The sequence below is a fragment of the Kitasatospora sp. NPDC028961 genome (genome assembly GCF_055564815.1).
Genome location: NZ_JBVHVO010000026.1, coordinates 35,153 through 59,671 on the forward strand (window position 1 = coordinate 35,153; position 24,519 = coordinate 59,671).

Below are 24,519 nucleotides of genomic sequence, written 5' to 3' on the forward strand. Positions count from 1 at the left end.
GCGTTTGTCCCTCGCCGGGGTTTCGCCCCTGTGACAGAAGCAGGCGGAACGCTCCCAGGGGTCGGGGTGGTGGTGCGGGGGGGGGGGGGGTCGGGGGGGGGGGCCCCTCGGGGGACCCCCCCCCCCCCCCCGGGGCAGGTGGGCGCGGACCGTCAGGCGTCCGCGCGGGCGGGGCGCCGGGCCCGCGCAGTGAGCGACACGACCGCTGCCGCGATGACCACGGCCAGGACGAGGCTGACCGGGCCGGTGCCGAGGTCGAGGCCGCCGCGCTGCCTGCTCACACCGGCCCAGTCGGCGAAGCACGCGCCGAGCGGGCGGGTGAGGACGTACGCCCACCAGAACGCCAGGACCGGCGGCAGGCGCAGCGCGCGGTGGCCGAGCGCCGGTACGGCGATCAGAGCGGTGAACAGCAGACCGGAGGGCAGGTAGCCCCAGCCGAGGGAGGCGGCGGTCAGGTCGCCCACCGCGGTGCCGAGAGCGAAGGTCACCATCACCGCCGCCCAGTAGAGGACCTCGCGGCGCCCGCCCCGGACGGAGTCCACGGCGAGGGTGCCCTCCAGGCGGTGCCACAGCCGGAAGACGGCGCCGAGCGCGAGGGCGAACGCGGCGGCCGAGGCGGCGTAGGGGACGCCGAGGGCGACGTGCGCGACATCGGCGGCCATCGTGCCGAACACGCTGACCATCACCACCGCCGCCCAGTACACGGCGGGCCGGTAACGGTCGGCCCGGGCCTGGGCGTACAGCGCGGCCGCGAGCAGCGCGGCGGCGCCGGCGACGGCCGGGACGGGGCCGAGGGTGCCGGCGAGGTAGTCGGAGGTGGTCTCGCCCATGCCGGTGGTGAGGACCTTGACCGCCCAGAACGAGGCGGTCACCGCGGGCACCTTGCTCCACGGCCCGCCGGTCGGACGGTCGTGGAGCCGGGGTGCGCCGGTCGTCGTGGTGGCGCTCACAGCGGCGCACTCCTTTCACGGCGCGGCCACGGCGCGCCGTCGGGTGAGGGGGCGTCAGCCGCCGAGGACGGTGTTGGAGGTGATCGTGGAGGCGGTGCCGTCGACGGTGACCGCGTGCCGGACGCCGTCCGGTCCGAGGACCACGGTCTGCCAGGCCCGGCCGCCGCCGGCGACGGAGACCGGGTGCAGCGACTCGACCTTGCCGCCGGGCACGGCGGAGGAGGCCTTGACGACGGCGTCCGCGGCGTCCAGCGACGGCAGCGGCGCGGGCGCCTTCGCCGGGCCGGCGTCGTCGGTGCTGCGGTCGTCGCTCTCCTCGCCGTCGTTCCCGTCCGCGCCGTCCGCCCGCGCGGCACCGTGGCCCCGACCGTCGGCGTGCGCGGTGACCCGGTCGGCCCTCTCCTCGAAACCGTGGTGCGCGACGACCACGACCGCGCCGCCGGCTATCAGGACCGCCGTCGCGGCCGCGCTGCCCCACCGCGCCGTCCGTCCGGGCCGCCACCGCCGGGTCGGCTCGGTCGGTGTCCGCTTCTCCTGCGGGTCCTGGAAGTCCTGCCCACCCGTGGACTCGTCCACCCTGCTCACCCCGGCTCCAACGCGCCTCCGGGCGCCGTGCCCGGTCGATGGGCCCAGCATGGCGAGCGCCCGCTGAAGGATTGCTGAAGACCTGAAGATGCCTTCAGCGGCCGCGCCCGGCTCGCCGGCCTCGCCCCCACCACGGTCCAAGGACGCGGCTGCCGACCTCACCCCGTCGCCCTCGACTCGCCGACGACCTCACCAGGAAGCCCAAGGAGCCGGTATCCCGGCCGATGACGAGCACGAGCAGGCGCAGCGTGGTGTCATCGGGGCCGTCAGAGTCCAGGTGGCCGCTGCCGCCGCGCCCTGGGGGTGCCGGGTCGTCGGTGGTGGTGTCGGGGTGGGCCTGCGGGTCGCCCACGCGGCGGGCGTGGCGGCGCGGGCGGGCATGTGGCCTGCCGGGGCGGGTCGGTGGCTGTTCGTGGTCGGGCCGGTCGCAGTGTTCATGCAGCCCTCCGAGTGATGTCGGGGGTGGTGCCGGTCGCGGGGTGATCCGTCGACGGCTGCGGTGGGACGGTCGGCCCGTTGGCCGGCCGTCCACCCCGCCATCCACGCTAGGGGCAGCGCTGTGCTCCGCCGCGGTACCCGGGTCGGAATCCGGCAGCCGGGGTGGGACCTGCGGTATTACGCCGTTCGGGGCAGGGTGCGGCCGCCGACGTGCGCCGGGAACGGGAGCACCTCGTGTCGGCCCGGCGGGGTGCGGACGCGCGGAGGCAGAGGCCCACCCATCGGCGGTCGCACCGCCGGACCGGGGCACCCTGCTCGGCCTTCCGACCGGCCTCGACGCGCACCATCAATGTCGACGTCGATGTCGATGTCGATGTCGATGTCGTCCGACCGGGCCCGGTCAGCCGGGCCGGGTCAGCCCCATGTCGTACGCGAAGATCACGGCCTGCACCCGGTCCCGGGCGCCGATCTTCGCCAGTACCCGTCCGACGTGGGTCTTGACGGTGGATTCGGCGAGCACCAGACGTCGGGCGATCTCGCCGTTGGTCCAGCCCTGGGCGATGGCGACCAGGATCTCCCGCTCGCGCTCGGTCAGTGCGGCCAGTCGTGGGTCTGCGGCCGGCCCCTCCCCGGGCCCGCGTGCGGGCAGGTGGTGGGCGTAGGCGTCGAGCAGCCGACGGGTCAGCCCGGGGGCGATCACCGCGTCACCCGAGGCGACCGCGCGGATGCCGGCCAGCAGTTCCTCGGGCAGGGCGTCCTTGAGCAGGAACCCGCTGGCCCCGGCCCGCAGCGCCGCGTGAGCGTACTCGTCCATGTCGAAGGTGGTCAGCACCAGGACCCGGCAGCGCCCGCCGGCCGCCACGATCCGGCGGGTGGCCTCGATCCCGTCCATGCCCGGCATCCGGACGTCCATCAGCACCACGTCGGGCCGCAGTTCGGCAGCCCGGCGCACCGCCTCGGCACCGTGCCCGGCCTCACCGACCACCTCGGTCTCGGGGCTGCTTTCGAGCAGCATCCGGAAGCCCAGGCGCTGGAGCGGCTGGTCGTCGACGATCAGCACGGTGGTCACGGCGCCGAGCCTCCTGGGTCGGTGGGCGGTGTGAGGCTGAGGAGAGCTTCGACGGTCCAGCCGCCGCCCGGCGCCGGGCCGGCCGCGACGCTGCCGCCGTAGAGGGCGACGCGCTCGCGCATGCCTGCCAGGCCGTGTCCCTCCTCGTTGGGCGGCGCGGTGCTCGGACCGTCCGGCGGGCCGTTGTCCCGCACCCGGACCAACACCGTATCGGCCTCGACCGCGATCCGGAGCTCGGCCCGGGTGCGGGGGCCCGCGTGCTTGAGGCTGTTGGTCAGCGCCTCCTGCGCGATGCGGTAGACGGTCAGCTGGGCCGCCCGGTCGAGCAGTTCCAGGTCGCCGGCGGTGCGGTAGCGGACCTGCGGTCCGGCCGCCCGCACCCGCTCGCAGAGCTCGTCGAGGTCGGCGACGCCCGGCTGCGGGCTGAGCTCGGGCCCCTGCCGCTGGTCGCGCAGCACGCCGAGCATCCGCCGCATCTCGCCCAGCGCCTGCCGTCCGGTGCCGGCGATCAGCTGCAGCGCCTCCTTGGCGCGACCGGGGCTGAGCTCCGCCGCGTACGCCCCGCCGTCGGCGAGGCCGATGATCACCGACAGGTTGTGGCCGATGATGTCGTGCATCTCGCGGGCCACCCTGGCCCGCTCGGTCGCGGCTGCCAGCTCGGTGCGCTGGTCGCGCTCGATCTCCAGCCGGACGGCGCGCTCGCGCAGGGCGGCCACGTGCGCCCGGCGGATCCGGAGCACCAGGCCCAGCGCGACGGATGCGGTGGCGGCGCTGGCGAGGAAGAACAGCGCGTCACCGAAGAACACCGCGCTGGCCAGCCGGACGGCGGCCACCCCGAGCGCCGCGGCCATGACCGCGCAGGCCCAGGGCAGGTGCCGCAGCCGGCCGTGCAGCGCCAGGCTGTACAACGCGATCAGCAGCGCCACGTCCGCACGCAACCAGACCGTCGCGGCCCACTGCGCCATGAACACCGCCGCGATCACCGCGAAGGTCGCCGACGGCGCCCTTCGGCGCCACCACAGGGGCAGCACCAACGCGAGCTGCCACCCCAGGGTGGCGGCGGTCGACAGGTGCGCGATCCGGATCCGCAGCTCGCGCGGCCCGCCGTCGTGGACGAGGTCCGGTACGCAGAACAGCAGGAAGACGACGGCCACCACCGCCGTGTCCAGCAGCCACGGGTGGCGCCGGTCCAGCCCGCGCAGCCGCTGGCCGCCCCGGGCCAGCCGGGCCACCACGGGGTGCCCCCACAGCGGCTCCAGTCCCTGCGGAGGGAGCGCCGGGGACGTGGCGGGACCGGCCCTGGTGCCGGAGTCGTCGGTGGTCATGGAGGTCACCTGTCCATAGTGGGCGATGGCCGGCGGTCCACCGCCGAAGCGGTGCCGCCGGCCATCGCCCCGGAGCCGGGCGGCAGCTGTCAGGCGTCGGTGCGCACCAGGCGCCAGGCCGCGGCACCCATCGTCAGGGCGGCCCAGGCGAGGAGGACCAACAGCCCGGTGGCCGGGCTCAACATGGTGGTGTCGTGGTGCAGCGTGAACATCGCCTCACCCGCGTTGCCGGGCAGGTACGGGCCGATGTGGTCCTGCCAGGACGTGGGCAGCAGGCTGACCAGGCCGGGAATCAGCATCAGCGTCGCGACCAGCAGCGATATCCCGCCCGCCACGGAGCGCAGCAGCGCGCCCAACGCGGCGCCGACCACACCGACCAGGGCCAGGTAGAGGCCGGCACCGAACAGGCTGCGCACCACGCCGGGGTCGGAGACGGTGAGCGCGGCCGGGGTGCCGGCGACGATCCCGCTGCCGATCAGGAAGGAGGTGAACGCCCCCACCGTCCCGACCACGAGGGCGACCGCCCCGTAGACGGCGGCCTTGGACCACAGCACCGGCAGCCGGCGCGGCACGGCGGCCAGGGTCGAGCGGATCATCCCGGTGGAGTACTCGCCGGCGGTGACCAGCACGCCCAGCACACCCAGCGCCAGCTGGCCGAAGTTGGTGCCGAACAGCGACAGGCGAACGGCCGTGGCACCGGCGAAGTCCCGGTCCATGTGTCCGCCGGAGGTGATCCGGTGCTTGTACTGCGCGCAGGCGATCAGGCCGAAGGCGATCACGAAGAGCAGGGCGAGCCCCAGCGTGATCCAGGTGGAGCGCAGCGACCACAGCTTGGCCCACTCGGCGCGCAGCACCCGGCGGCCGGTGACCCGGTAGGCCGGGCGGGCGGCCCGGACCTCGGACGGCTCCGCGGGGTGGACGGGCGTGATGGTGGTCATGCCACCCTCCCGGGGGTCTCGATGCCGGCGGTGGTCCCGTGGTACTCGACGGAGTCCCTGGTCAGGTCCATGAACGCCTCTTCCAGGGACACCGTCTTGGCGGTCAGCTCGAACAGTGCGATGCCCTGCGCCGCGGCCTTCAGCCCGATCGCGCGCGGGGTCAGGCCGGTCACCAGGAGCTCCTCGGACCCGACCCGGCCGGTGATCTCGACGCCGGGCCCGGCCAGCACCTCGCGCAGCCGGGCCGCGTCGGCGCTGGCCACCTTGACGGTGTCCCCGCCGGCCTGCCGGACGAGGTCCTTCACGGTGGTGTCGGCGAGCAGCCGCCCGCGTCCGACGATGATCAGGTGCTCGGCGACCAGCGCCATCTCGCTCATCAGGTGCGAGGAGACGAAGACCGTGCGGCCCTCGGCGGCGAGTGCGGTGAGCAGGTTGCGGATCCAGAGCACGCCCTCGGGGTCCAAGCCGTTGACCGGCTCGTCGAGCATGACCGTGGCCGGGTCGCCGAGCAGCGCGGCAGCGATGCCGAGCCGCTGGCCCATGCCGAGCGAGAACGCCCCGGCACGCTTCTTCGCCACCGTGCGCAGACCGGTCAGCTCGATGACCTCGTCGACCCGACGCCGCGGGATGCCGTGCGTGTAGGCCTGGGCCATCAGGTGGTCGAAGGCCGAGCGGCCCGGGTGGATGGACTTGGCCTCCAACAGCGCGCCGACCTCCTGCAAGGGGGAGGTGTGCTCGGCGTAGCGGCGGCCGTTGACCGTCACCGACCCCGCGGTCGGGGCGTCGAGGCCGACGATCATCCGCATGGTGGTGGACTTGCCCGCCCCGTTGGGTCCCAGGAAGCCGGTGACCGACCCCGGCCGGACGGTGAAGTCCAGCCGGTCGACCGCCGTCTTCTCGCCGTACCGCTTGGTCAGCTGGTACGCCTCGATCATGGGTACTCCCTCGCACTCGGACGCCGGCCGTCCCGGGACGCCTCACCGGAAACGCTAGCGGCGCCCGGCCCGGGAACCGTGGTACCGGGGACCAGTGCTCCGCCCGACCGGTGGTACCGCGGTACTACGTCCCACCTGCGGTCGAGCCGTCGGCGGGACGGCGACCGGGCGGGAAGCCGGTGCCCGACCGCCGCGCACGGTCCCGGGCTCCGGGCCCGGAGCACCGGCTGGTGCAGGTCTCCCCGCCAGGGGCCGGTCGTCTTCCTCGGCCGCCGCGGGACCAGCGGCCGCGTCAGCGAGCTTCGCGGCGTCCTCCGGCTGCTGGCAGCCCGTCCGTCCCTGGCCGGGCGACGCGACCTGACCGACCGCGCCCGTCCGGCAAGGGCGGCCACCCGGCCCGGCGGAAGCGCCGGCCGGGCGGCCGGGGCGGGTCAGCCGACGGGGTTGAGCGCCCACTGCTGGTTCGTCTTCCCGGGCCGCCCGCGGACCACTGGATCACGGGCGTCGTGTCACTCGGGTCCCCACCGGAGACGTCGAGGACGAGGCCGCTGTTGAAGTTGACGACGGCCGAGGTCGTGCCGTTCACGCTCCTCCGTGTCGGGCGCGTCCGGGCGGGGTAGAGGGCGGGTGACCTGTCGGTGGGGTGGAGGGACTGTGCCGTGCCTTGGTGGGTGCTGCTTGTCGTCGCCTACGGGTCGACCGCGGTCTGCGCCGTCCGGTACCGGCGCGCACTCCGCGCCTTCCTGGACGCTCCGGTCCTTCCGCGGGCACCCGGCGAGGAGTTCACGCTCTACGAGGTGGCCTTCCTGCAGCTCTACGAGGACCGGGTCGCCCGGGCGGCCATGGCCGCGATGGTGCTGGGCGGGCGGCTGAGGGCGCGGGACAAGGTGCTCACCGTCATCGATCCCGTGCCGCGCGACGCGGTCGAAGCCGACGTGATCAAGGTGATCGGGCTTTCACCGAGCCGCCGGACCTGGCGCCGGATGGACCGGTTCCAGCGGAGCCGGGCCGTCCTCGCGATCGGTGACCGGCTCGGCGACCAGGGGCTGGTGCGGCACCCCGGCCGGTCCCGGGCGGCGCAGCGGAGCCACACCTGGCTGGTGTGGGCCCAGGTGGCGTCCGTCGCGATGGGACTGACCGCCGTCGGCCTGGCCGCCGCCGAGGGAGGCCGCGTGTTCCTGGTCCCGCTCGTGGCCACGGTCGTCCTCCTCGCGGTCGGCTGGAAGGCCGCCGCCCCGCCGGTGAGCGGCCACTACTGGCACTGCAGCCGGACGGACGCGGGGCGGGCCGCGCTGGAGGCCCACTACGCCGACCACGAGCCGTGGATCCCCCGCACCAACGACGATCTCTCGGCGCACGACGCCGAGTTGCTCGTCACCGCCGTTCGTCGGGGCGGCTTCACCGGCAGGCTCGGCCCCCTCTCCGGGGCCGTCTCCTGGCCCGAAGGCCCACGCACCGGGCCGCCCGTCGACGACCCCCCGGGGCTCGGCGGCCTCTGACGCGACGCCAGGCGCGGCATCCGATCCGGCACCCGGAACGGCGCCCGGCCCGGCGCCCGGGGCGGCACCCGGGGCGGGCGCCAGGAGGTCGCCCGCCGCCCCTCCCCCGTCGGACGACGGGTGCCACCGGGATGCTACCCGTCGGTAGGATGCCACCCCTGCACGGAACAGGCACAGCACAGCAGGGGCACCGCAGGGCACGGCACAGCGGGCCCCAGCACGGCACAGGCGGGACGGGGACGATGGGGATACGGCTGCTCGGACCGGTCGAGCTGTGGCGCGCGGACGGCGAGGCCGCCGCGGTCGGCGGTGCGAAGCGGCGGGCGGTGCTCGCCCTGCTCGCGCTGGAGCTGGGCCGGACGGTGGCGGTCGAGCGGCTCTTCGAGCTGATGTGGGGCGACGAGCCGCCGATCCAGGCGAAGGCGGCGTTGCAGGGGCACGTCGCGGCGCTGCGCAAGGTGCTGGCCAGCTCGGGGTTCACGCTCACCACCCGCGCGCCCGGCTACCGGCTCGACGGCGACCCCGGGGCGGTCGACGCGCTCGCCGCCGGGGCACTGGCCGCGCGGGCCGCCGAGACGGCCGACGACGCCACCGCCGCCGGGCTGCTCCAGCGGGCGCTCGGGCTCTGGCGCGGCGCCGCCCTGGCCGATCTTCCGGCCACCCCGCTCTGCACCGATCTGGCCGGCCGGCTCGACGAGGGCCGGACCGAGGTCCTGACCGCGTGGGCGCGGCGCCAGTTGCGGCTCGGCCTGGGCCACGCGGCCGTCCCCGCCCTGGAGCAGTCCGTCCGAGCGGACGGACTGCGGGAGCCCACCGCAGCCCTGCTGATGCGCTGTCTGCACCAGAGCGGTCGCGGTGCGGACGCCCTGCGCGTCTACCACCGGGCCCGTGCCCGGCTGGACGAGGAACTGGGCGTCGCACCGGGGCCCGCGCTGCAGGAGGCCCTGGCCGAGCTGCCGGCCACCGACCGCCCCGGCCGGGGCGCCCCTACCCATCAGGCCCCCGACACCCCCGACACCTCCGACACCTCCGACAACACGGCCGCCGTCGAGCCGCCGGTGGCCGTCGGGGACCTGCCCGGGCCGCCCCGGGGCTTCGTCGGGCGCTCGTCGGAGCACCACTGGCTCGACCGGCAGTGCGGGCCCGACCGGACCGGGGACGGCCTGGCCGTGGTGACCGGCCCCGCCGGGGTGGGCAAGACCGCGACGGTGCTCCACTGGGCCCACCGCGTCGCGGCGGGCTTCCCGGACGGCGTCCTCTTCGCGGACCTGCGCGGCTTCGACCCCGCCGGGCCGGGCGACCCGGCCCAGGCCCTGGGCCGCTTCCTCCGCGCGCTCGGCCTCCCCGAGCAGGCGATCCCGGAGGACCGGGCCGCGCGCGCGGCACTGTTCCGTGACCGCACCCAGGGGCGCCGGCTGCTCGTCGTGCTGGACAACGCGCGGTGCGCCGCCGAGGTGGCCGACCTGCTGCCGTCCGGGCCCGGCTGCGCCACCGTGATCACCAGCCGGAACAGCCTGGAGGACCTGGTCGTCACCGACGGCGCCACGCTGCTCCAGCTCGCCGCCCTGCCGTCCGCCGACGCGCACCGCCTGCTGGAGCGCCTGCTCACCGCCGAGCGCGTGGCGGCGGAGCCGGAGCCGGCCGGGCGGCTGATCGGTCTCTGCGACCGGCTCCCGCTGGCGCTACGGATCGTGGCCGCCCGGCTCGCCGCCCGCCCGGGCTGGCGGATCGCCGACCTGGTGGACGAGCTGAGCGACGAGGGCACCCGGCTGGCCGCGCTCGGCACCCAGGGCGGGGCGGTCAGCGTCCGGGCGGCGCTCACCCTGACGCACCACCATCTCCCGGACGGCGCGCGGAGCCTGCTCGCGCTGCTGACCGTGCACCCGGGCAGCACCACCGACCCGTACGCGGCCGCCGCGCTGCTGGACACCGACGCCGAGGGCGCCCGGCACGCGCTCGGCCCGCTCACCGCGCACCACCTACTGGCGGAGCAGACGCCCGGTCGCTTCGGCCGGCACGACCTCGTCCGGCTCTACGGTTCGGAGCTGTTCGCCCGATTCGCCCCCGAGCGGCAACGGGCGGCGTTCCGGCGCCTGGTCGACTACGAGCTCGTCGCGACCGGCCTGGCGGTCCGGCGGATCAACCCGTACCACGAGCCGTTCCGGCCGGCCGGGCCCGGGCCGCGCGCACTGCCGCGGCTCGGCGACGTCCGGTCCACGCTCGCCTGGTGCCACGCCGAGGAGCCGGTGCTCCGCGCGCTGGTGACGGCCGCGACCGATCGCGGCGAGTACGAACGCGCGTGGCGCCTGGCCCGGTCGGCCTCGATCCTCTACTACGGCGCCGGGCGGGTCGCCGACCGGCTCGACTGCCTGCGGGTCGGGCTGCGGGCCGCCCGGCTGGACGGCGGCCGGGAGGGGCTGGCCGCCATGGAGGCGGCGACGGCCTGCGCCCTCGGCTCCAGCGGACGCGTCGCCGAGGCGCTGCCGCTCGCCGGGCGGGCCGTCGGCCGGACCACCCCGGACGACGGCGAACTGCACATCCACGCCCTCTCCGTACGGTCCTCGATGGCCGCCCTGTCCGGCGACCCGGCCGAGGCCGACCGGATCGCGCGGGCCGCCCTCACCCTCATCCGGGCGAGCGGACTGCGCGAGCACGCCGCCACCGTGCTCAGCAACGCGGCGGCGATCAAGGTGGTGCTGGGCGAGCCGGTGGCCGCGCTGGAGCACGCCCGCGAGACGCGTGCGCTGCTGTCCGACCGTCCGACCGCCAACGCCCACCTGTGGGCGATGGTCAGCGAGGCCCTCGCCCGGCAGGCGCTGGGCGAACCGGAGGCGGCCGAACGGGTCTGGCGGGAGGCGCTGCACCTGTGCGGGTCGAGCGGCAACGTACGGCTGCACGCCCTGGCGCGGCGTCACTTCGCCGACTTCCTGGCGGGGACGGGACGCACCGAGGAGGCCGGTGACCAGCTCCGGGCGGCGGGCGAGCTGTACACCGCGCACGGGGACGTCCGGCTGGCCGAGGACCTGGACGGGCGGCTGGCCGGACCGGCGGGCCGCCGGACCCCGGCGGGCCCGACCGCGATCGCGCCCACCCCCCGGGCCCGCCACGGCCTGCGACTCGCTTAGCACGGGACACCGGAGACGAGATGACCATCCATCACCTGAACTGCGCCACCATGTGCCCCGTCGGGGGCCGCCTGCTCCTGGGCAGCGGCGGACCGCTGATCGGCCGGCTGACGGCCCACTGCCTGCTGGTGGAGGGCGCGGACGGACTGGTCCTGGTCGACACCGGGTTCGGGACCGCTGACGTCGCGGACCCGCGGCGGCTCGGGCGGTCCTTCCTGTGGACGGTCCGGCCCCGGCTCCGGCCGGCCGCCACCGCGGTGCACCGGATCCGCGCGCTCGGCCACGACCCGCGCGACGTCCGTGACATCGTCCTGACCCACCTCGACCCCGACCACGCCGGCGGGATCGGCGACTTCCCACACGCCCGGGTGCACGTCCTGGCCGACGAGCTCCGGGCCGTCGAGGCCCTGGCGACCCGCGGGGAACGCGACCGCTACCGCCCGGTCCAGTGGGCCCACGGTCCGCGCTGGGTGGAGCACCGACCGGACGCCGCCACCGAGAGCTGGTACGGCTTCCGCGCGATCCCGGCGCCCTGGCGCGGGGCCCCCGACCTGCTGCTCGTCCCCCTGCCGGGGCACACCCGCGGCCACTGCGGCGTCGCCGTCCGGGAGGCCGACCGCTGGCTGCTGCACTGCGGCGACGCCTACTTCTCGCAGACGGACGTCGACCCCGCCGCACCCCGCCGCCCGCCCGGGCTGACGGCCTTCCAGCGCATGATGGCGTTCGACAACGGCGCCCGCCTGCAGAACCGGGAACGCCTGCGCGAACTGCGCCGCGCGCACCACGACGAGGTCCGACTGATCTGCGCCCATGACCCGGCCGACTTCCCCCGCCCCCCGGCACCGCACCCAGGACGGCCCTGACCGGCGGGTGCGTCCGGGCGCCGGCGGGTGCGCCGGGGCACGGCGCCCCGACGACGGCCCCGGACCGCCGGGTCGCTACTCCGGGGAGCCGCCGGCAACGGCCACCGGCCGCCGCGTGGCGGCGACGGCGCCGCCGACCGCCTTCAGCGCGTCGACCTCGCCCTTGCCGAAGAAGCCGTTGTCGCCCTCGGTGCCGACGCAGCGGGTGTCCGAGGCGGGGCACGGCTGCGGGTCGGCCTGGGCGGCGAGGCGCTCGCGGATCCCGGCCGGGGTGAGCGACGGGTCGGTGCTCGCGATCAGCGCGGCGACACCCGTGACGTGCGGGGAGGCCATCGAGGTGCCGCTCATCATGCCGTAGCCCCCGCCGGGCACGGTCGAGTACACGTCGGCGTCACCGTCGCCGCCCGGCGCCGCGAGGGCGATGACGCCCTCGCCGTAGTTGGAGTAGGACGCCCAGCCGCCGCCGACGGCCGTGGAGGCGACGGCCACCACGCCCGGGAGCTCGGCGGGGACGTCGAGGCAGGCCTTGGTGACGGTCCGTTCGAAGGGCTCGGAGTCGCTGGGGCTGGACGTGTCCGTGGGCGTTCCGGCGAAGTCCTGGTTGGCGTTGCCGGCCGCGGCGACCTGGAGCGATCCCCGGCTCTCGGCGTACTCCTGGGCGCGCCTGACGCCCTCGATGATGGCGGCCTGGTCCGGGTTGTCCGGGCAGTTGAACAGCCACGGGTCGGTCTCGTTGCTGCTGTTGGTCACCCGGAAACCGTGGTCACCGGCCCAGACGAGCCCGCACACGGCGTTCTCGGCGTAGGTGAGGCTGCCCGGCTCCGCGGTCCGGACCGAGGCGATCTCCACGCCCGGGGCGACACCGACGACGCCCACGCCGTTCCTGGCCGCGGCTATGATCCCCGCGACGTGGGTGCCGTGCGAGCCGATGGCGCGCCAGGATCCGGCCCGGGTGTCGGTCCTGCCGTAGGCGCAGGAGACGGAGTCGGCGGCGTCGAAGTTGGGCGCGAGGTCCTGGTGCAGGTCGTCCACACCGGTGTCCAGCACGCCGACCTTGACGGTGCGGGAGCCGGTGGTCACGTCCCAGGCCTGGTCGGCCCTGATCTGGCTCATGTTCCAGCCGACGGTCTCGTCGGGGGCCTCGTCCGTCTCGTCGGGGGCGGCCGGCACCGCCGGGGCGTAGGCGTCGGCCGGCACGTCGGCGGTGCGGGTGGCGCCCACCTGCTGGATCCCGGGCACGCCCCGCAGCGTGGTGGCGAAGTCGCCGGCGGTCGAGTGCGCGACGACCACGCCGATCGCGTCGTAGGAGGCGAAGACCGTGCCCCCCTTCGCCACCACGGCGGCCTTGGCGGAGTGGACGTCGGCGGGTGCGCTGATCACCAGGTACGAGCGGATCCCGGCGGACCAGCCGGGCGGGGCCGCCTCCGGCGTGGAGGCGGGGATGGCCGTGAGCACCGCGGGGACGCCGACCGCCACCGCGGTCAGGGCGGCGACAGCGAGGACCCGACGACCGGTCCGCCGGCGTACCAGGGGTGACATGTGTTCTCCGATCAGCCCGTCTGCAAGGCGTTCGCACGAGGTCTCGACGCAACGTGCAAGAGCAATGATCCCTTGAACCGGGGACCGCTCACGACACACCCCTGTCACCCGCCGGAACAGCACCGGTCTCCGGCCCCGCGGCCCGGCCCTCTCCCGCGGGCGACCCCTCCCGCGGGCGGCCGCGCGCCGGTCAGGGCTTGACGGCCACGGCGGCGTAGGCGGAGGCCTCGGCCTCGGTGATCTCCGGGCCGGAGCCGTCCGGATCGGGCCGCCAGCGGTGGGTGGCCACCACACCGGGGTCGCGGAGCTCCCAGCCGTCGAGGAAGCTCCGGACCTCCTCGCGGCCGCGCATCCGCACCGGGGTGCCGGCGGCGGCGTACACCTGGCTGACGCGCTCGGCGGCGGCGGGCGCGAAGTCCGCCGTGCCGTGGCTGATCACGAGGGCGCTGCCGGGGGCGAGCGCGCTCTTGAGCCGGTCCACCACGGCGTGCGCCTGCCGCTCGTCCGGGATGAAGTGCAGGAGCGCCACGAGGCTGAGGGCCACCGGCCGCGCCAGGTCCAGGGCCTCCCGCAGCTCCGCGGACTCCAGGATGGCCTCGGGCTTGTGGACGTCGGCCTGGAGGTAGACCGTGCAGCCCGCCGGGTTGGAACGCAGGAGGGCCTGGGCGTGGGCGAAGACGATCGGGTCGTTGTCCGTGTAGAGCACCCGGGCCTGCGGGTTGACCTGCTGGGCGACCTCGTGGAGGTTGGGGCTGGTCGGGATGCCGGTACCGATGTCCAGGAACTGGTCGATCCCCGTACCGGCCAGGAAGCGGATGGACCGGTGCATGAACGCCCGGTTGGCCCGGGCCGCGACGGGCGCCCACGGAAAGACGGCCAGGGCCTGCCCCGCGGCCTCGCGGTCGGCCGCGAAGTTGGTCGTCCCGCCGAGGTAGTAGTCGTACATCCGGGCCGAGTGCGCCCGGTGCAACTGCAGATCGACCTCGACGCCGTCGTGGCTTCCCCTGCTCCCTGCCATCTGTCTCCCCCGCCTTGTCGGCCCGTGGGCCGCGCCACCCCCATGCGCCATGCGGCGCGCGCTCAGGCGCGCCAGGGCGCACCTCTCAGTGGAGACATCTGCCCACGACCGATGCCGGTCAACCGGCGCGGCGGCCGCTGCGACCGGCGCCTCACTGAACCGGTCCAACCTATGCCACCGGCATGTGACGATCCATCAGTATCGTCTGCGTATTCATCATATTACTTTCAGTCAGTATTCTTGATTCTCTCTTTGCACACAGCCGCCCCTGCTGCGCTTGCATGTTCCACGGGGGCCTCAACCGTTCCCTCGCTCAGGCTCGGTGGCCCCACACCGCAGACACGAGGAGGACCGACATGACGATCGACCGGCAGGCGCCGCCCCCGACGGGCGGGCGCAGGGGAGGGCAAGCCATGAACGACAGCAGCGCACCGGACGGTCCCCGCTTGCGGCTCACCTTCGAGGCGTTCTGCGCCACCCACGAGCGGGCCTGGTCGGGCTTCGCCCGCACCCAGGTCGGCGCCGACCACGGCGCCGCCGAACTGATCGTCGCCGAGATGAAGGCCCACCTGCGTCGCAACTGGTCCCTCGCCCTGCGCCAGGAGATCCCCGCCGCCTACGCCTGGCGCCTGCTCAAGGAGCACCTCGGCGCTTGGCTGGACGCCCAGAGCCAGCCCACCGCGGTGCAGATCGCCGCGATGGACGCCGTGATCGGACACTTCTGCCGACAGGCCCGGCTCAGCCTGGAGACCCTGCCCGAGCAGATCGGCCTGCTCACCGCGATCCTCGCCCTACCCGAGCGCCAACGCGACATCATGGTCCTCACCTACTGCCTCGACCTGGACGACGACGAGGCCGCCGCCTACCTCGGCACGCCGACCGCCACCCTGCGGTCCAACCGCCGCCACGCCCGCCGGCGGATAGCCAAGGCCATCGGCCGACCCGACCTCTCGGACAGGGAGTCCCGGTGAACCGCAATCTCGACCACCCCGGCCTCACCTCCTGGCTCGACGGCGGCCCGGCCTGCAACGGCTGGCCGACCGACACGGAAGCGGGGGGCCGGACGGAGGTCTTCACCGGCACCGCGGCCGCACCGCCCGTGCAGCCGCCGCGGATCACCGTCGCACCGGCACCCTTCCCCTCCGCCCACGAGCAGGCCGCCCACGAACTCTCCCTCGCCATCGCCCTGGTCCTCAACGCACCGCAGGCCGGCGCGTCCCTGAAACAACTGGTCAACGGGTCCCGGATCCACCCCGAGGGCGCGCTCGTCCTCGCCTGTCTGCTGGCCCTCAGCGGCCGGGTGGACGCCGCGCAGTTCTGGTGGCAGTTCGCGGCCGGCTCCGGCAGCACCACCGCCGCGTACCTCCTCCACCTGCACCACCAGCAGGCGGGCGAGACGCGGGACGCCGCCTACTGGCGCGCCCAGGCGGAGAACCTGGCCGAGAACTCGCGGCACCGTGCCGGACCCCACCGCCCCGCCACCGCGCTGCTCCCCGAGCAGGTGCGGCACGACATCCTCGCCCGCTGCCACGACGGTCTCGCCCCCCGCCTCCCGCCCCGGCTGCAGGCCGTCCTCAACCAACTCGTCGTGGACGGCGAGGACGAGGACTTCGGCGAGATCCCCCAGCCGTCCGCCAGCCTGGTCGAGGACCTCGCCGCAACCCGATGACGCGACCCAGTGCCGCAGCCCGGACGACGCAGCCCGGCGAAGCTGCCCGGCGAAGCGGCCCGGACGACGTGTCAGCCGGGTGCGGCCCGGACGGCGCGGCCGAGGGGGCGCCGCGCCGGCCGCCGCCCCCGGCCACGGGCCACCGCCGCCGGGGCGGGGTGCGCCGACGCGGTGTCCGCGTACCCCACCCCACCCCGGCCCGCCCGCCCGGCGCTACCTCGGATCACGGTTGAAGACCGACTTCGACCAGAGGTAACCGAGGACGGTGAGCGCCACGCACCAGGCGACGGCGAGCCACCCGTTGTGCCCGATCCCATGGCCGAGCAACAGGCCGCGCAGGGTCTCGATGGCCGGCGTGAACGGCTGGTACTCGGCGATCGGCTGGAACCAGCCCGGCATCGCGTCGACCGGGACGAAGGCACTGGAGATCAGCGGCAGGACGATCAGCGGCAGCGCGTTGTTGCTCGCCGCCTCGGCGTTCGGGCTGACCATGCCCATCCCCACCGCGATCCAGGTGAGCGCCAGGGCGACGAGCGCGAGCAGACCGAAGGCGGCCAGCCACTCCAGGGCGGTAGCGTCCGTGGAGCGGAAGCCGATGGCCACGGCGACGGCGCCCACGAGGAGGACACTGGCGACCGACTGCAGGACGCTGCCGATGACGTGTCCGATGAGGATCGACCCGCGGTGGATCGCCATGGTGCGGAAGCGGGCGATGATGCCCTCGGTCATGTCGTTGGAGACGGAAACCGCCGTCCCGACCACCGTGCCACCGATGGTCATCAGCAGGATGCCCGGCACGACGTAGGCGATGTACGCGGAGCGGTCGGCGCCGCCGCCCATCCCCGCGCTCATCACGTCCCCGAACACGTAGACGAAGAGCAGCAGCAGGACGATTGGGGTGAGCAGCAGGTTCAGGGTGAGTGACGGGTAGCGCCGGGCGTGCAGGAGATTGCGGCGCAGCATCGTGGAGGAGTCGCGCACGGCGAGGGAGAGGGAGCTCATCGGACGGTCTCCTTGGACTGGTCGGTGCCGCCGGTCAGGGCGAAGAACACGTCGTCGAGGTCGGGGGTGTGGACGGTGAGTTCGTCGGCCTCGATGCCGGCGGCGTCCAGCCGGTCGAGGACGGCGCGCAGGTCGCGCTGGCTGCCGTCGCTGGGGATCTGCAGGGCCAGGGCCTCGTCGTCGCGGGTGACGTCGTGCAGGGCGAGGGCGGCGGACCGGTAGGCCGCCGGATCGGCGAAGCGCAGCCGCACGTGGCCGCCGGGAATGAGTCGCTTCAGCTCGTCGGCGGTGCCTTCGGCGGCGATCCGGCCGTCGTTCAGGACCGCGATGCGGTCGGCGAGTTGGTCGGCCTCCTCCAGGTACTGGGTGGTGAGGAAGACGGTCACGCCACCGGTGACGAGTTCGCGGATGATCTGCCACATGGTGTGGCGCGAGCGCGGGTCGAGGCCGGTGGTCGGCTCGTCGAGGAAGATGACCCGCGGGCCGCCGACCAGCGTCATGGCGATGTCCAGCCGGCGCTTCATGCCGCCGGAGTAGGTGGAGGCGGGCTTCCCCGCCGCCTCCACCAGGTCGAAGCGTTCCAGGAGTTCGGCGGCGACCCGCCGCCCCTCGCGCTTGGACAGGTGGTGCAGGTCGGCCATCAGGAGCATGTTCTCCTCGCCGGTGATCAGGCCGTCGACGGCGGAGAACTGCCCGGTGACACCGATCGCGGCGCGCACCGCCTGCGGCGCGGTGGCGATGTCGTGGCCCGCCACCCGGGCCTGGCCGCCGTCGGCCCCGATCAGGGTGGAGAGGATCTTGACGACGGTGGTCTTGCCGGCCCCGTTCGGGCCGAGTAGCGCGAACACGGACCCGGCCGGGATCCGCAGATCGATGCCGTCGAGGACGGTCTTGCCCCCGTAGGACTTGCGCAGGCCGACGGCGGAGACGGCGGCCGGTGGCAGGTGACCGTCGGCCCGCCTGGGTGTGGGCATGGCGGATGAAGGCATGAGCCCTCCCGTTCGAGAACTGAAGTGACTGGGGGGGTGTGCGAGGTGGCGGTGCCGGGGCTCAGGCCGCGGCACGGAGGAGGTCGATGGTGCTCTGCCGGGTGTGGTTCTTTCGGACCACGACGTCGTCGATCGTCTCCGGGATCACTGACGTCGCGAGGCCGATGACGCTATGGTGGCACCATGATGGCGCCATGCGCAAGCCTTTATGGCACCGGCCCTTGCATCGGGCTCGCGCCAGGCATTCCCGGGCCTCCCATCTGCCCGATCCTGGAGCAAGCACCCCCCAACGACCGGGCACCCCGCACCCCGCAACCCCTGGAGGCAGCACCCGTGGCACCTCATGACGTCTCATGACACCGGATGACGCCAGATGGTGCCACCCACGCGCCAGGCGACGCCACGACGCCACCCGCAGGCACCCGACCGGCCCGCCCGACATCCGCCCCCCTGCCTTGGCCCCCGGGCCCCGGACGAGCACCCGGCCCCCGACCCGCGACCCGCCCGCCCTGCCACCGCGCGGGTCGCGGCATAGCCTGGACGCAGGACCGGACGCGGTGCCCGTGCGAGCACCGGGCTGCCCCGCGACGCCGCCCCGCAGTCAGGAGGAGCCGGCCATGAGAAACCCCGTCGTCGTGGGCGTCGCCGCCTCGCAGTCGAGCCTGGAGGCCGTGGACTGGGCATCGGACGAGGCCTGGCTGCGCAACGCGCCGCTCCGCGTGGTCCACGCCTGGTTCGGTGAGGCGGCACACGCTCCCGCGGGTCAGGAGACCCGGCTCAGTAAGGACGCGGGCGCCGGCCTGCTCGACGCGGCCCGCGAACGCGTCCTGCTGAGGCACCCCGGCCTCGCCGTCGTCACCGAGCTCGTGGACGACCACCCGCGGCAGGCCCTGGCGGCAGCGGCCGAGGAGGCCCTGCTCCTGGTCCTGGGCGCCCGGGGTACGGGGGGCTTCCCCCGCCTGCTGCTCGGCTCGACCAGTCTCCGGGCCGCCGGCCACGCCGCCTGTCCGGTCGTCGTCGTGCACGACACCGGGGCCGGCTCCGGCGGCGGCGGCGTGCTGGTGGGCGTCCAGGGCAAGGGACACGACGACGAGGTGCTCGCCTACGCCTTCGACTCCGCGCGGCGCCGGAACCTCCCCCTGTTCGCCGTCCACGCCTGGGCCTACCCGCTGGTCGCCGGGCCCGCGCACGACCTCCCGCTGGTCTACGAGGAGGCGGACATCGCCGCCGAGCACGACCGGCTGCTGGCCGAGGTGCTGGCCGGCCCGCGCGAACAGTTCCCGGACGTCACCGTCACCGCGACCGCGGTGCGTTCCAACCCGGCCCGCGAGCTGGTCGCCGGGTCGCAGACCCAACGACTGGTCGTCGTCGGACGCCACGGTGAGCAGCGCGGACCGCTCGGCAGGCTGGGCTCGACCAGCCAGGCGGTCGTCCGGCACGCCGGCTGCCCGGTCGCGGTCGTTCCGGTCTGAGCGCCCGGCCCGCCTCGACGCCCGCAGCCCCCCGGGTTCCCGCTCACCCGACGTGGACGCGGGGGCGGCGGCCGCGGTCCGGCTCGGCCTCCCGCAGCACCTCGCGGGTGACCGGCGCGACCTCGCCGTGGCCGAACAGGAAGAACCGCAGGAACTGGGCGAACGGGTTGCCCTCGGTCCACTCGAAGTAGATGTGCGGCTGCTGCCCCGTCCGGTCCCGCACTTCCATCAGGAGGGCCGCCAGGGCGTTCGGCACGCTGGAGCTCTCCAGGGTGAGCACCCGGTAGCGGTCGTGCAGGACCTCCCCGTGGACCTTCAGGACGGTCTCGAACTCCGACGGGTCGAGCACGGTGACCTCGACGAAGACCAGGTCGTCCTCGGCGGGGATGTCGTTGTCCGCCCGGATCTGGCGCTTCTTCTCCTGGTACTCCGCGAGGTCCCGGCTGTTCGGCTCGTTGGCGATCAGGCGCAGCGGGCGGTGCGTGTAGTCGCGGACGAACCGCTCGGCGGCCTCGTCGAACGCGACGTCCGTCACCCGCAGCTCGAAGGCCCGCTTGAGCCGGGAGAGCAGCGACAGCAGGATGATGCCGGCGATGAAGCAGGCACCGATCTTGACGCCGTCCGGCCGCTCGGCGATGTTCAGCGCCGTGGTGTAGACGAAGACGGCCGCGATCACCGCGAAGCCGATGGTCCAGTTGCGCTGGCGGGCCTTGTGCGCGGCGATGGTGACGGCGATCGCGGCGGAGCTGATCAGCACCAGCACGCCGGTGGCGTACGCGCCGCCCTGCGCGTCGACGCTCGCGTCGAAGATCCAGGTCACCAGGAAGGCGATCAGGGTGAGCACGATGACCATCGGCCGCACCGCCCGCGCCCAGGCCGGCGCCATGCCGTAGCGCGGCAGGTAGCGGGGCATCAGGTTGAGCATGCCCGCCATCGCCGACGCGCCGGCGAACCAGAGGATGAGGATCGTGGCCAGGTCGTAGACGCTGCCGAAGGCGCTGCCCAGGTACTCGTGCGCCAGGTAGGCCAGGGCCCGGCCGTTGGCCTCGCCGCCGGGCTCGAACGCCGCCTTCGGGATCAGCAAGGTGGTGATGAAGCTGGTGGTGATCAGGAAGACGCTCATGATCAGCGCGGCCGTGGTCAGCAGCTTCCGGGCGCCCCGGATCCGGCCGGTCGGCCGCTCCTCGGTGTCCTCCGGATCGCCCTCGATGTGCGGCATCACCGCGACGCCGGTCTCGAAACCGGACAGGCCGAGCGCGAGCTTGGGGAAGGTGATCAGTGCGACGCCGATCATCGCGACCACGTTGCCGTGCTCGGTGGTCAGCGCGTCCGACCAGTCGGTGACCAGGTGCGGGGAGCGCGCGACCTCCCAGAGCCCGGTGGCCACCACGACCACGTTCAGCGACAGGTAGATCGCGACCAGCACCACGGCCAGGCCGATCGCCTCGCTGAAGCCCTTCAGGAAGACGCCGCCCAGCAGCGCGACCAGGACGAGCGTGATCAGCACCTGCCGGCCGCTCAGCGCGCTCTGCAGGTGCGGGTTCTCCACCAGGTGCGCGGTGGCGTCGGCGGCCGACAGGGTGATGGTGATCATGAAGTCGGTGGCGGCGAAGCCCAGCAGCGCGAGGACGAAGAGCTTGCCCTTCCAGAACGAGAGCAGCCGCTCCAGCATCGCGATCGAGCCCTCGCCGTGCGGGGACTCCTTCGCGACCCGCCGGTACACCGGCAGGGCCCCGAACAGTGTCACCAGCACCAGCACGATGGTCGCCACCGGGGACAGCAGGCCGGCCGCCAGCGCGGCGATGCCCGGCTGGTAGCCGAGCGTCGAGAAGTAGTCCAGACCGGTCAGGCACATCACCCGCCACCAGCGGGCGCCCTGGTGCTCGACGGGCGCCTGCGCGTGCGGCCCGGGGTACTGCTTGGCCATGTCGGCCAGCCCGTCCAGCAACCACGCACGCAAGCGCTGCCGCCCCGACGCCGCGGCCCCCGGATCGGCTGAACCCGACGAAACCAAGCCGCACCCCTGTCCACCGACCCACGCCGCCTCACCGTCGGGCGACGGCAAGGCGACAGGGTATGCGGCTCGGATCATCGGACCGGGCAGCGCCGGGGCGATGTCGCCGCAATGGCGGAACACTCTCCCCCGGCCGCAGGGCACACGGGGCCGCCCGGCCACGGCTGCCCGCGCCCGGCCCCGGCAGCAGGCGTCGCGGTCCCGGCGGCCGGACGGCGACGACCCGCCGTCGACCGGGCGACGGACAGGTCGGCCGGGGCACCGCGGCGAAGAATATGAGCACGGCTCACAGCGATGATTCGCCCGTGGAACACCCGATGCGGCACAGTGGCCCCATGAGCGCGGACACGAGGAGTCACCGGGTGGCCGGGCAGGGCGGACCGGGCCGGCGGCGGCCGGTGCAGCAGCGCAGCCAGGAGCGCTACGAGCGGCTCCTGGACGCCTGCGCGGGGCTGCTCGACGAGGTCGGCGCGGCCGCGCTCACCACCAAGGAGGTCGCGCACCGCGCCCAGGTGCCGATCGGCACGCTGTACCAGTTCTTCGCCGGCAAGGAGGACCTGCTGGCGGCGCTCGCCGGCCGCAACCTCGACCACTACCTGGAACGCCTCGACCGCCGGCTGCTCGACGCGGCGCCGACCGGTACCGCGGGGTTCACCGACCTCGCGGTGGACGAGTTCGTGGCGATGAAGCGGGCCGTTCCCGGCTTCGGCCAGGTGGACTTCGGGCTGGCCGGCGCGGCCGTGCCCGCCGGGGTCCGGGACGACCTGCACCTGCTCGACACCGACCTCGACAACAACACCGCCGTCGCGCTGCGCCTCCAGGCCCTCGGCGGCGACCTGTTCGCGACGGCCGACCCGGCGGCGCTCACGCTCGCGCTGCGGGTGGCCCTGGAGGCGGCGGACGCCGTGCTCAAACTCGCCTTCCGGAGCGCTCCGGACGGGGATCCGGCGCTGATCGGCGAGTGCAAGCGACTGGTCCGCTGCTACCTCGCCGAGCAGTTCGGCCCCCACTGACCGGGCCCGCCCCGTGCCCCGACCGGCGACGTCGACCGGCCCACGACGACACCCGCCCCCCGCACCGGCCGCACGGCCAAGCCGTTGCGGGCCCGCCCCCGCCGCAGCAGAGTGGAAGCAGAACGGCCGCCCGCGCGGCCATCGCGACCCGAGGAGCAGACCATGCACGCAGCGGTAGGTGACCAGCTCCACATCCACAGCAGGGCGGTGGGCATGGTCGACCAGAAGGGCGAGATCATCGAGGTGCGCGGCGCGGAGGGCGAGCCGCCGTACATGGTCCGCTTCGAGGACGGCCACACGGGGCTGATCTACCCCGGCCCCGACTGCAACATCGAGCCCCGCCAGGCGCTCCGCTGACCCATCCGGCCGCCACCCCGGGCCCGACCGGCGCGGGGTGGTGAGCCACGTGTCCGAGCCCGCACTGCCCGGCCCGCTCGCCGGGCTCGCCCCGCTGCTCGACGAGTACGGCTACGCGGCCGTGGCGCTCTTCGTCCTGCTGGACAACTGCGCCATCCCCGCGCCCGGCCAGACCATCCTGGTGCTGGCCGCCGTCTACGCCGGCGCCGGGCACCTCGACCTGGCCGCCGTGGTCGGGATCGCCTTCGTGGCCGCCGTCCTCGGGAACAGCCTCGGTTACCTGATCGGCAGCACCGGCGGCCGCGCCTTCGTCCACCGGTGGGGCCGCTACGTGCTGCTCACCCCGGCCCGGATGGAGCGCGCCGACGGCTTCTTCGCCCGGCACGGCGGCAAGGTCGTCACCGTGGCGCGCTTCGTGGACGGGCTGCGCCAGACCAACGGCATCATCGCCGGCACCACCGAGATGCCCTGGCGGCGGTTCCAGCCGTTCAACGTGCTAGGCGCGGCGCTCTGGGTGGGGGTCTGGTCCGCCTTCGGCTACCTGGCCGGGGCCAACATCGGGGCCGTGTACCGGACGGCGGTCCGGTACCAGCTGTGGCTGCTGGTCGCCGTCGGCGTGCTCTGCGCGGCGCTCGCCGCCCGGCAGCTGCTGCGCCACCGGCGGCGCCGCCGCGAGCACGCCGACCACGGCTCCTGATCCCGCGCGGCACGCCTCAGCGCAGCGGGAACACCTCGAAGGGGACGGCGAACCGGGTGCCGAGCCGGCTGCCGGCGCCCCGGCCGAAGCCCTCCAGGAACTCCTGCGGATCGGCCATCGCACCGCCCAGCCCGGCGAGGTACGCCTTGTGCTCGGCGAGCGAGGCGACGCCCTTGTCGAAGTGCTCGGTGGTGTCCACGGCGTGCCGCGACTCGGGCGAGCCGGCCGCCCAGACCGCCCGCACCCCGTTCCACGGCTCGTACCCCTCGGCCACCAGCTCGCGGAACACCCAGCGGTTGGCGGCGTCCCGGACCGCGTCCAGGGTGGCCCGGCCGACCGCGATGTGGTCGGCCTGGTTGAGGAAGACCCCGCCGTACGTCTCACGGAAGTTGCTGGTGATGACGATGTCCGGGCGGTGGCGGCGGACGGCCCGGGCGATGTCCCGGCGCAGCGGCAGCCCGTACTCCAGCACCCCGTCCGGGTGGCCGAGGAACTCGACGGTGTCGACGCCGACCACGGCGGCGGAGGCGATCTGCTCGGCCTCGCGGAGCGGGCCGCAGTCCTCGGGGCTCATCGAGTCGATGCCGGCCTCGCCGCTGGTGACCATCACATAGACCACCTTCTTGCCCTGGGCCGTCCAGCGGGCGACGGCGGCGGCACCGCCGTACTCCATGTCGTCGGGGTGGGCGACGACCGCCAGCGCGGTCTGCCAGTCCTCGTCGACGGGCTCGAACGGCTCGGGTGCCTGCTGGTCGTTCATGGTGGTGCCGCCTCTCGGTGTCGCGCTCCGCACAGTCCCCGGGACCGCACGGTGGTCATACAGTCGTACCGCTGGCGACTCTAGAAGATCACCGAGTCGATCGACCGCCGGCCCCCGGGCAGGCCGACGTGCCCCGGAGGTGGTCACTCCGGTTCTCCGCCCGCCTCCGCACGCCCCCCACACTCCTCCCGGCATCACTCCGGGGCAACTTGCAGAGTATTCTCTGCAGAGACACCTATGCAGAGAACTCTCTGCACCCTAC

Annotated in this window: 21 protein-coding genes; 9 read left to right on the plus strand and 12 right to left on the minus strand. The window is 74.5% G+C overall.

The window, feature by feature from the left end; translation table 11 throughout:
- Positions 1-152 precede the first annotated feature (152 nt).
- From ACZ4UX_RS30030 to ACZ4UX_RS30055, 6 genes are all read right to left on the minus strand, one after another.
- Positions 153-950, minus strand: coding sequence for a COG4705 family protein (locus ACZ4UX_RS30030; RefSeq protein ID WP_465708940.1), 798 nt, complete (start codon positions 948-950; stop codon positions 153-155).
- Positions 951-1,004: 54 nt separating this feature from the next.
- Positions 1,005-1,526: a hypothetical protein gene (locus ACZ4UX_RS30035; RefSeq protein WP_465708941.1), complete on the minus strand. Its 522-nt coding sequence runs from the start codon at positions 1,524-1,526 to the stop codon at positions 1,005-1,007.
- Between the two features lie 847 nt (positions 1,527-2,373).
- Positions 2,374-3,042 (minus strand): response regulator, encoded by a 669-nt coding sequence (locus ACZ4UX_RS30040; protein ID WP_465708942.1) that lies wholly within the window; start codon positions 3,040-3,042, stop codon positions 2,374-2,376.
- Positions 3,039-4,367, minus strand: coding sequence for a sensor histidine kinase (locus tag ACZ4UX_RS30045; RefSeq protein ID WP_465708943.1), 1,329 nt, complete (start codon positions 4,365-4,367; stop codon positions 3,039-3,041). Before ACZ4UX_RS30045 ends, ACZ4UX_RS30040 begins: the two co-directional genes overlap by 4 nt.
- A gap of 89 nt (positions 4,368-4,456) precedes the next feature.
- Positions 4,457-5,305: an ABC transporter permease gene (locus ACZ4UX_RS30050; RefSeq protein ID WP_465708944.1), complete on the minus strand. Its 849-nt coding sequence runs from the start codon at positions 5,303-5,305 to the stop codon at positions 4,457-4,459.
- Positions 5,302-6,240: an ATP-binding cassette domain-containing protein gene (locus tag ACZ4UX_RS30055; RefSeq protein WP_465708945.1), complete on the minus strand. Its 939-nt coding sequence runs from the start codon at positions 6,238-6,240 to the stop codon at positions 5,302-5,304. The genes ACZ4UX_RS30050 and ACZ4UX_RS30055 overlap by 4 nt, the downstream gene beginning before the upstream one ends.
- 671 nt (positions 6,241-6,911) lie before the next feature.
- On the opposite strand from ACZ4UX_RS30055, the gene ACZ4UX_RS30060 reads away from it, so the two are divergent.
- The 3 genes from ACZ4UX_RS30060 (at position 6,912) to ACZ4UX_RS30070 (ending at position 11,727) form a co-directional block, all read left to right on the plus strand.
- On the plus strand, positions 6,912-7,739 hold the full coding sequence (locus ACZ4UX_RS30060) for a TIGR04222 domain-containing membrane protein (protein WP_465708946.1): 828 nt from the start codon (positions 6,912-6,914) through the stop codon (positions 7,737-7,739).
- Positions 7,740-7,981: 242 nt separating this feature from the next.
- Positions 7,982-10,864 carry an AfsR/SARP family transcriptional regulator gene (locus ACZ4UX_RS30065; RefSeq protein ID WP_465708947.1) on the plus strand — a complete coding sequence of 961 codons (2,883 nt, stop codon included), beginning with the start codon at positions 7,982-7,984 and terminating at the stop codon, positions 10,862-10,864.
- Positions 10,865-10,884: 20 nt separating this feature from the next.
- Positions 10,885-11,727 (plus strand): MBL fold metallo-hydrolase, encoded by an 843-nt coding sequence (locus tag ACZ4UX_RS30070; protein WP_465708948.1) that lies wholly within the window; start codon positions 10,885-10,887, stop codon positions 11,725-11,727.
- Positions 11,728-11,802: 75 nt separating this feature from the next.
- Here ACZ4UX_RS30070 and ACZ4UX_RS30075 read toward each other — a convergent pair whose 3' ends face one another.
- A complete protein-coding gene (locus ACZ4UX_RS30075) occupies positions 11,803-13,266 on the minus strand; it encodes a S8 family peptidase (RefSeq protein ID WP_465708949.1) in 1,464 nt (487 codons plus the stop codon).
- 190 nt (positions 13,267-13,456) lie between these two features.
- A complete protein-coding gene (locus tag ACZ4UX_RS30080) occupies positions 13,457-14,284 on the minus strand; it encodes an SAM-dependent methyltransferase (protein ID WP_465708950.1) in 828 nt (275 codons plus the stop codon).
- A 413-nt stretch (positions 14,285-14,697) separates the two neighbouring features.
- Between ACZ4UX_RS30080 and ACZ4UX_RS30085 the strand changes: the two genes are divergently transcribed.
- Together ACZ4UX_RS30085 and ACZ4UX_RS30090 are read left to right on the plus strand one after the other, a co-directional pair.
- On the plus strand, positions 14,698-15,255 hold the full coding sequence (locus ACZ4UX_RS30085) for a sigma factor-like helix-turn-helix DNA-binding protein (RefSeq protein WP_352293922.1): 558 nt from the start codon (positions 14,698-14,700) through the stop codon (positions 15,253-15,255).
- Positions 15,252-15,953, plus strand: a complete 702-nt coding sequence (locus ACZ4UX_RS30090; RefSeq protein ID WP_465708951.1) for a hypothetical protein — start codon at positions 15,252-15,254, stop codon at positions 15,951-15,953. The genes ACZ4UX_RS30085 and ACZ4UX_RS30090 overlap by 4 nt, the downstream gene beginning before the upstream one ends.
- 213 nt (positions 15,954-16,166) lie before the next feature.
- Here the strand turns inward: ACZ4UX_RS30090 and ACZ4UX_RS30095 are convergent, their stop codons facing one another.
- Both ACZ4UX_RS30095 and ACZ4UX_RS30100 read right to left on the minus strand, forming a co-directional pair.
- Positions 16,167-16,955, minus strand: coding sequence for an ABC transporter permease (locus tag ACZ4UX_RS30095; RefSeq protein WP_465708952.1), 789 nt, complete (start codon positions 16,953-16,955; stop codon positions 16,167-16,169).
- The gene (locus ACZ4UX_RS30100; RefSeq protein ID WP_465708953.1) at positions 16,952-17,944 is read right to left on the minus strand and encodes an ATP-binding cassette domain-containing protein; all 993 of its coding nucleotides are present in this window, start codon (positions 17,942-17,944) and stop codon (positions 16,952-16,954) included. Before ACZ4UX_RS30100 ends, ACZ4UX_RS30095 begins: the two co-directional genes overlap by 4 nt.
- 617 nt (positions 17,945-18,561) lie before the next feature.
- Between ACZ4UX_RS30100 and ACZ4UX_RS30105 the strand changes: the two genes are divergently transcribed.
- Complete coding sequence (locus ACZ4UX_RS30105) at positions 18,562-19,416, plus strand: universal stress protein (RefSeq protein WP_465708954.1); 855 nt, start codon at positions 18,562-18,564, stop codon at positions 19,414-19,416.
- 43 nt (positions 19,417-19,459) lie between these two features.
- Here the strand turns inward: ACZ4UX_RS30105 and ACZ4UX_RS30110 are convergent, their stop codons facing one another.
- On the minus strand, positions 19,460-21,343 hold the full coding sequence (locus tag ACZ4UX_RS30110; protein WP_352294314.1) for an APC family permease: 1,884 nt from the start codon (positions 21,341-21,343) through the stop codon (positions 19,460-19,462).
- A gap of 422 nt (positions 21,344-21,765) precedes the next feature.
- On the opposite strand from ACZ4UX_RS30110, the gene ACZ4UX_RS30115 reads away from it, so the two are divergent.
- The 3 genes from ACZ4UX_RS30115 to ACZ4UX_RS30125 all read left to right on the plus strand — a co-directional run bounded on the left by ACZ4UX_RS30115 (position 21,766) and on the right by ACZ4UX_RS30125 (position 23,497).
- Positions 21,766-22,443, plus strand: coding sequence for a TetR/AcrR family transcriptional regulator (locus ACZ4UX_RS30115; RefSeq protein ID WP_329491029.1), 678 nt, complete (start codon positions 21,766-21,768; stop codon positions 22,441-22,443).
- A gap of 162 nt (positions 22,444-22,605) precedes the next feature.
- Positions 22,606-22,800: a DUF1918 domain-containing protein gene (locus ACZ4UX_RS30120; protein ID WP_329491028.1), complete on the plus strand. Its 195-nt coding sequence runs from the start codon at positions 22,606-22,608 to the stop codon at positions 22,798-22,800.
- Between the two features lie 49 nt (positions 22,801-22,849).
- Positions 22,850-23,497: a DedA family protein gene (locus ACZ4UX_RS30125; RefSeq protein ID WP_465708955.1), complete on the plus strand. Its 648-nt coding sequence runs from the start codon at positions 22,850-22,852 to the stop codon at positions 23,495-23,497.
- Positions 23,498-23,513: 16 nt separating this feature from the next.
- Here ACZ4UX_RS30125 and ACZ4UX_RS30130 read toward each other — a convergent pair whose 3' ends face one another.
- Positions 23,514-24,257: a PIG-L deacetylase family protein gene (locus ACZ4UX_RS30130; RefSeq protein ID WP_329491026.1), complete on the minus strand. Its 744-nt coding sequence runs from the start codon at positions 24,255-24,257 to the stop codon at positions 23,514-23,516.
- Positions 24,258-24,519: the final 262 nt, after the last annotated feature.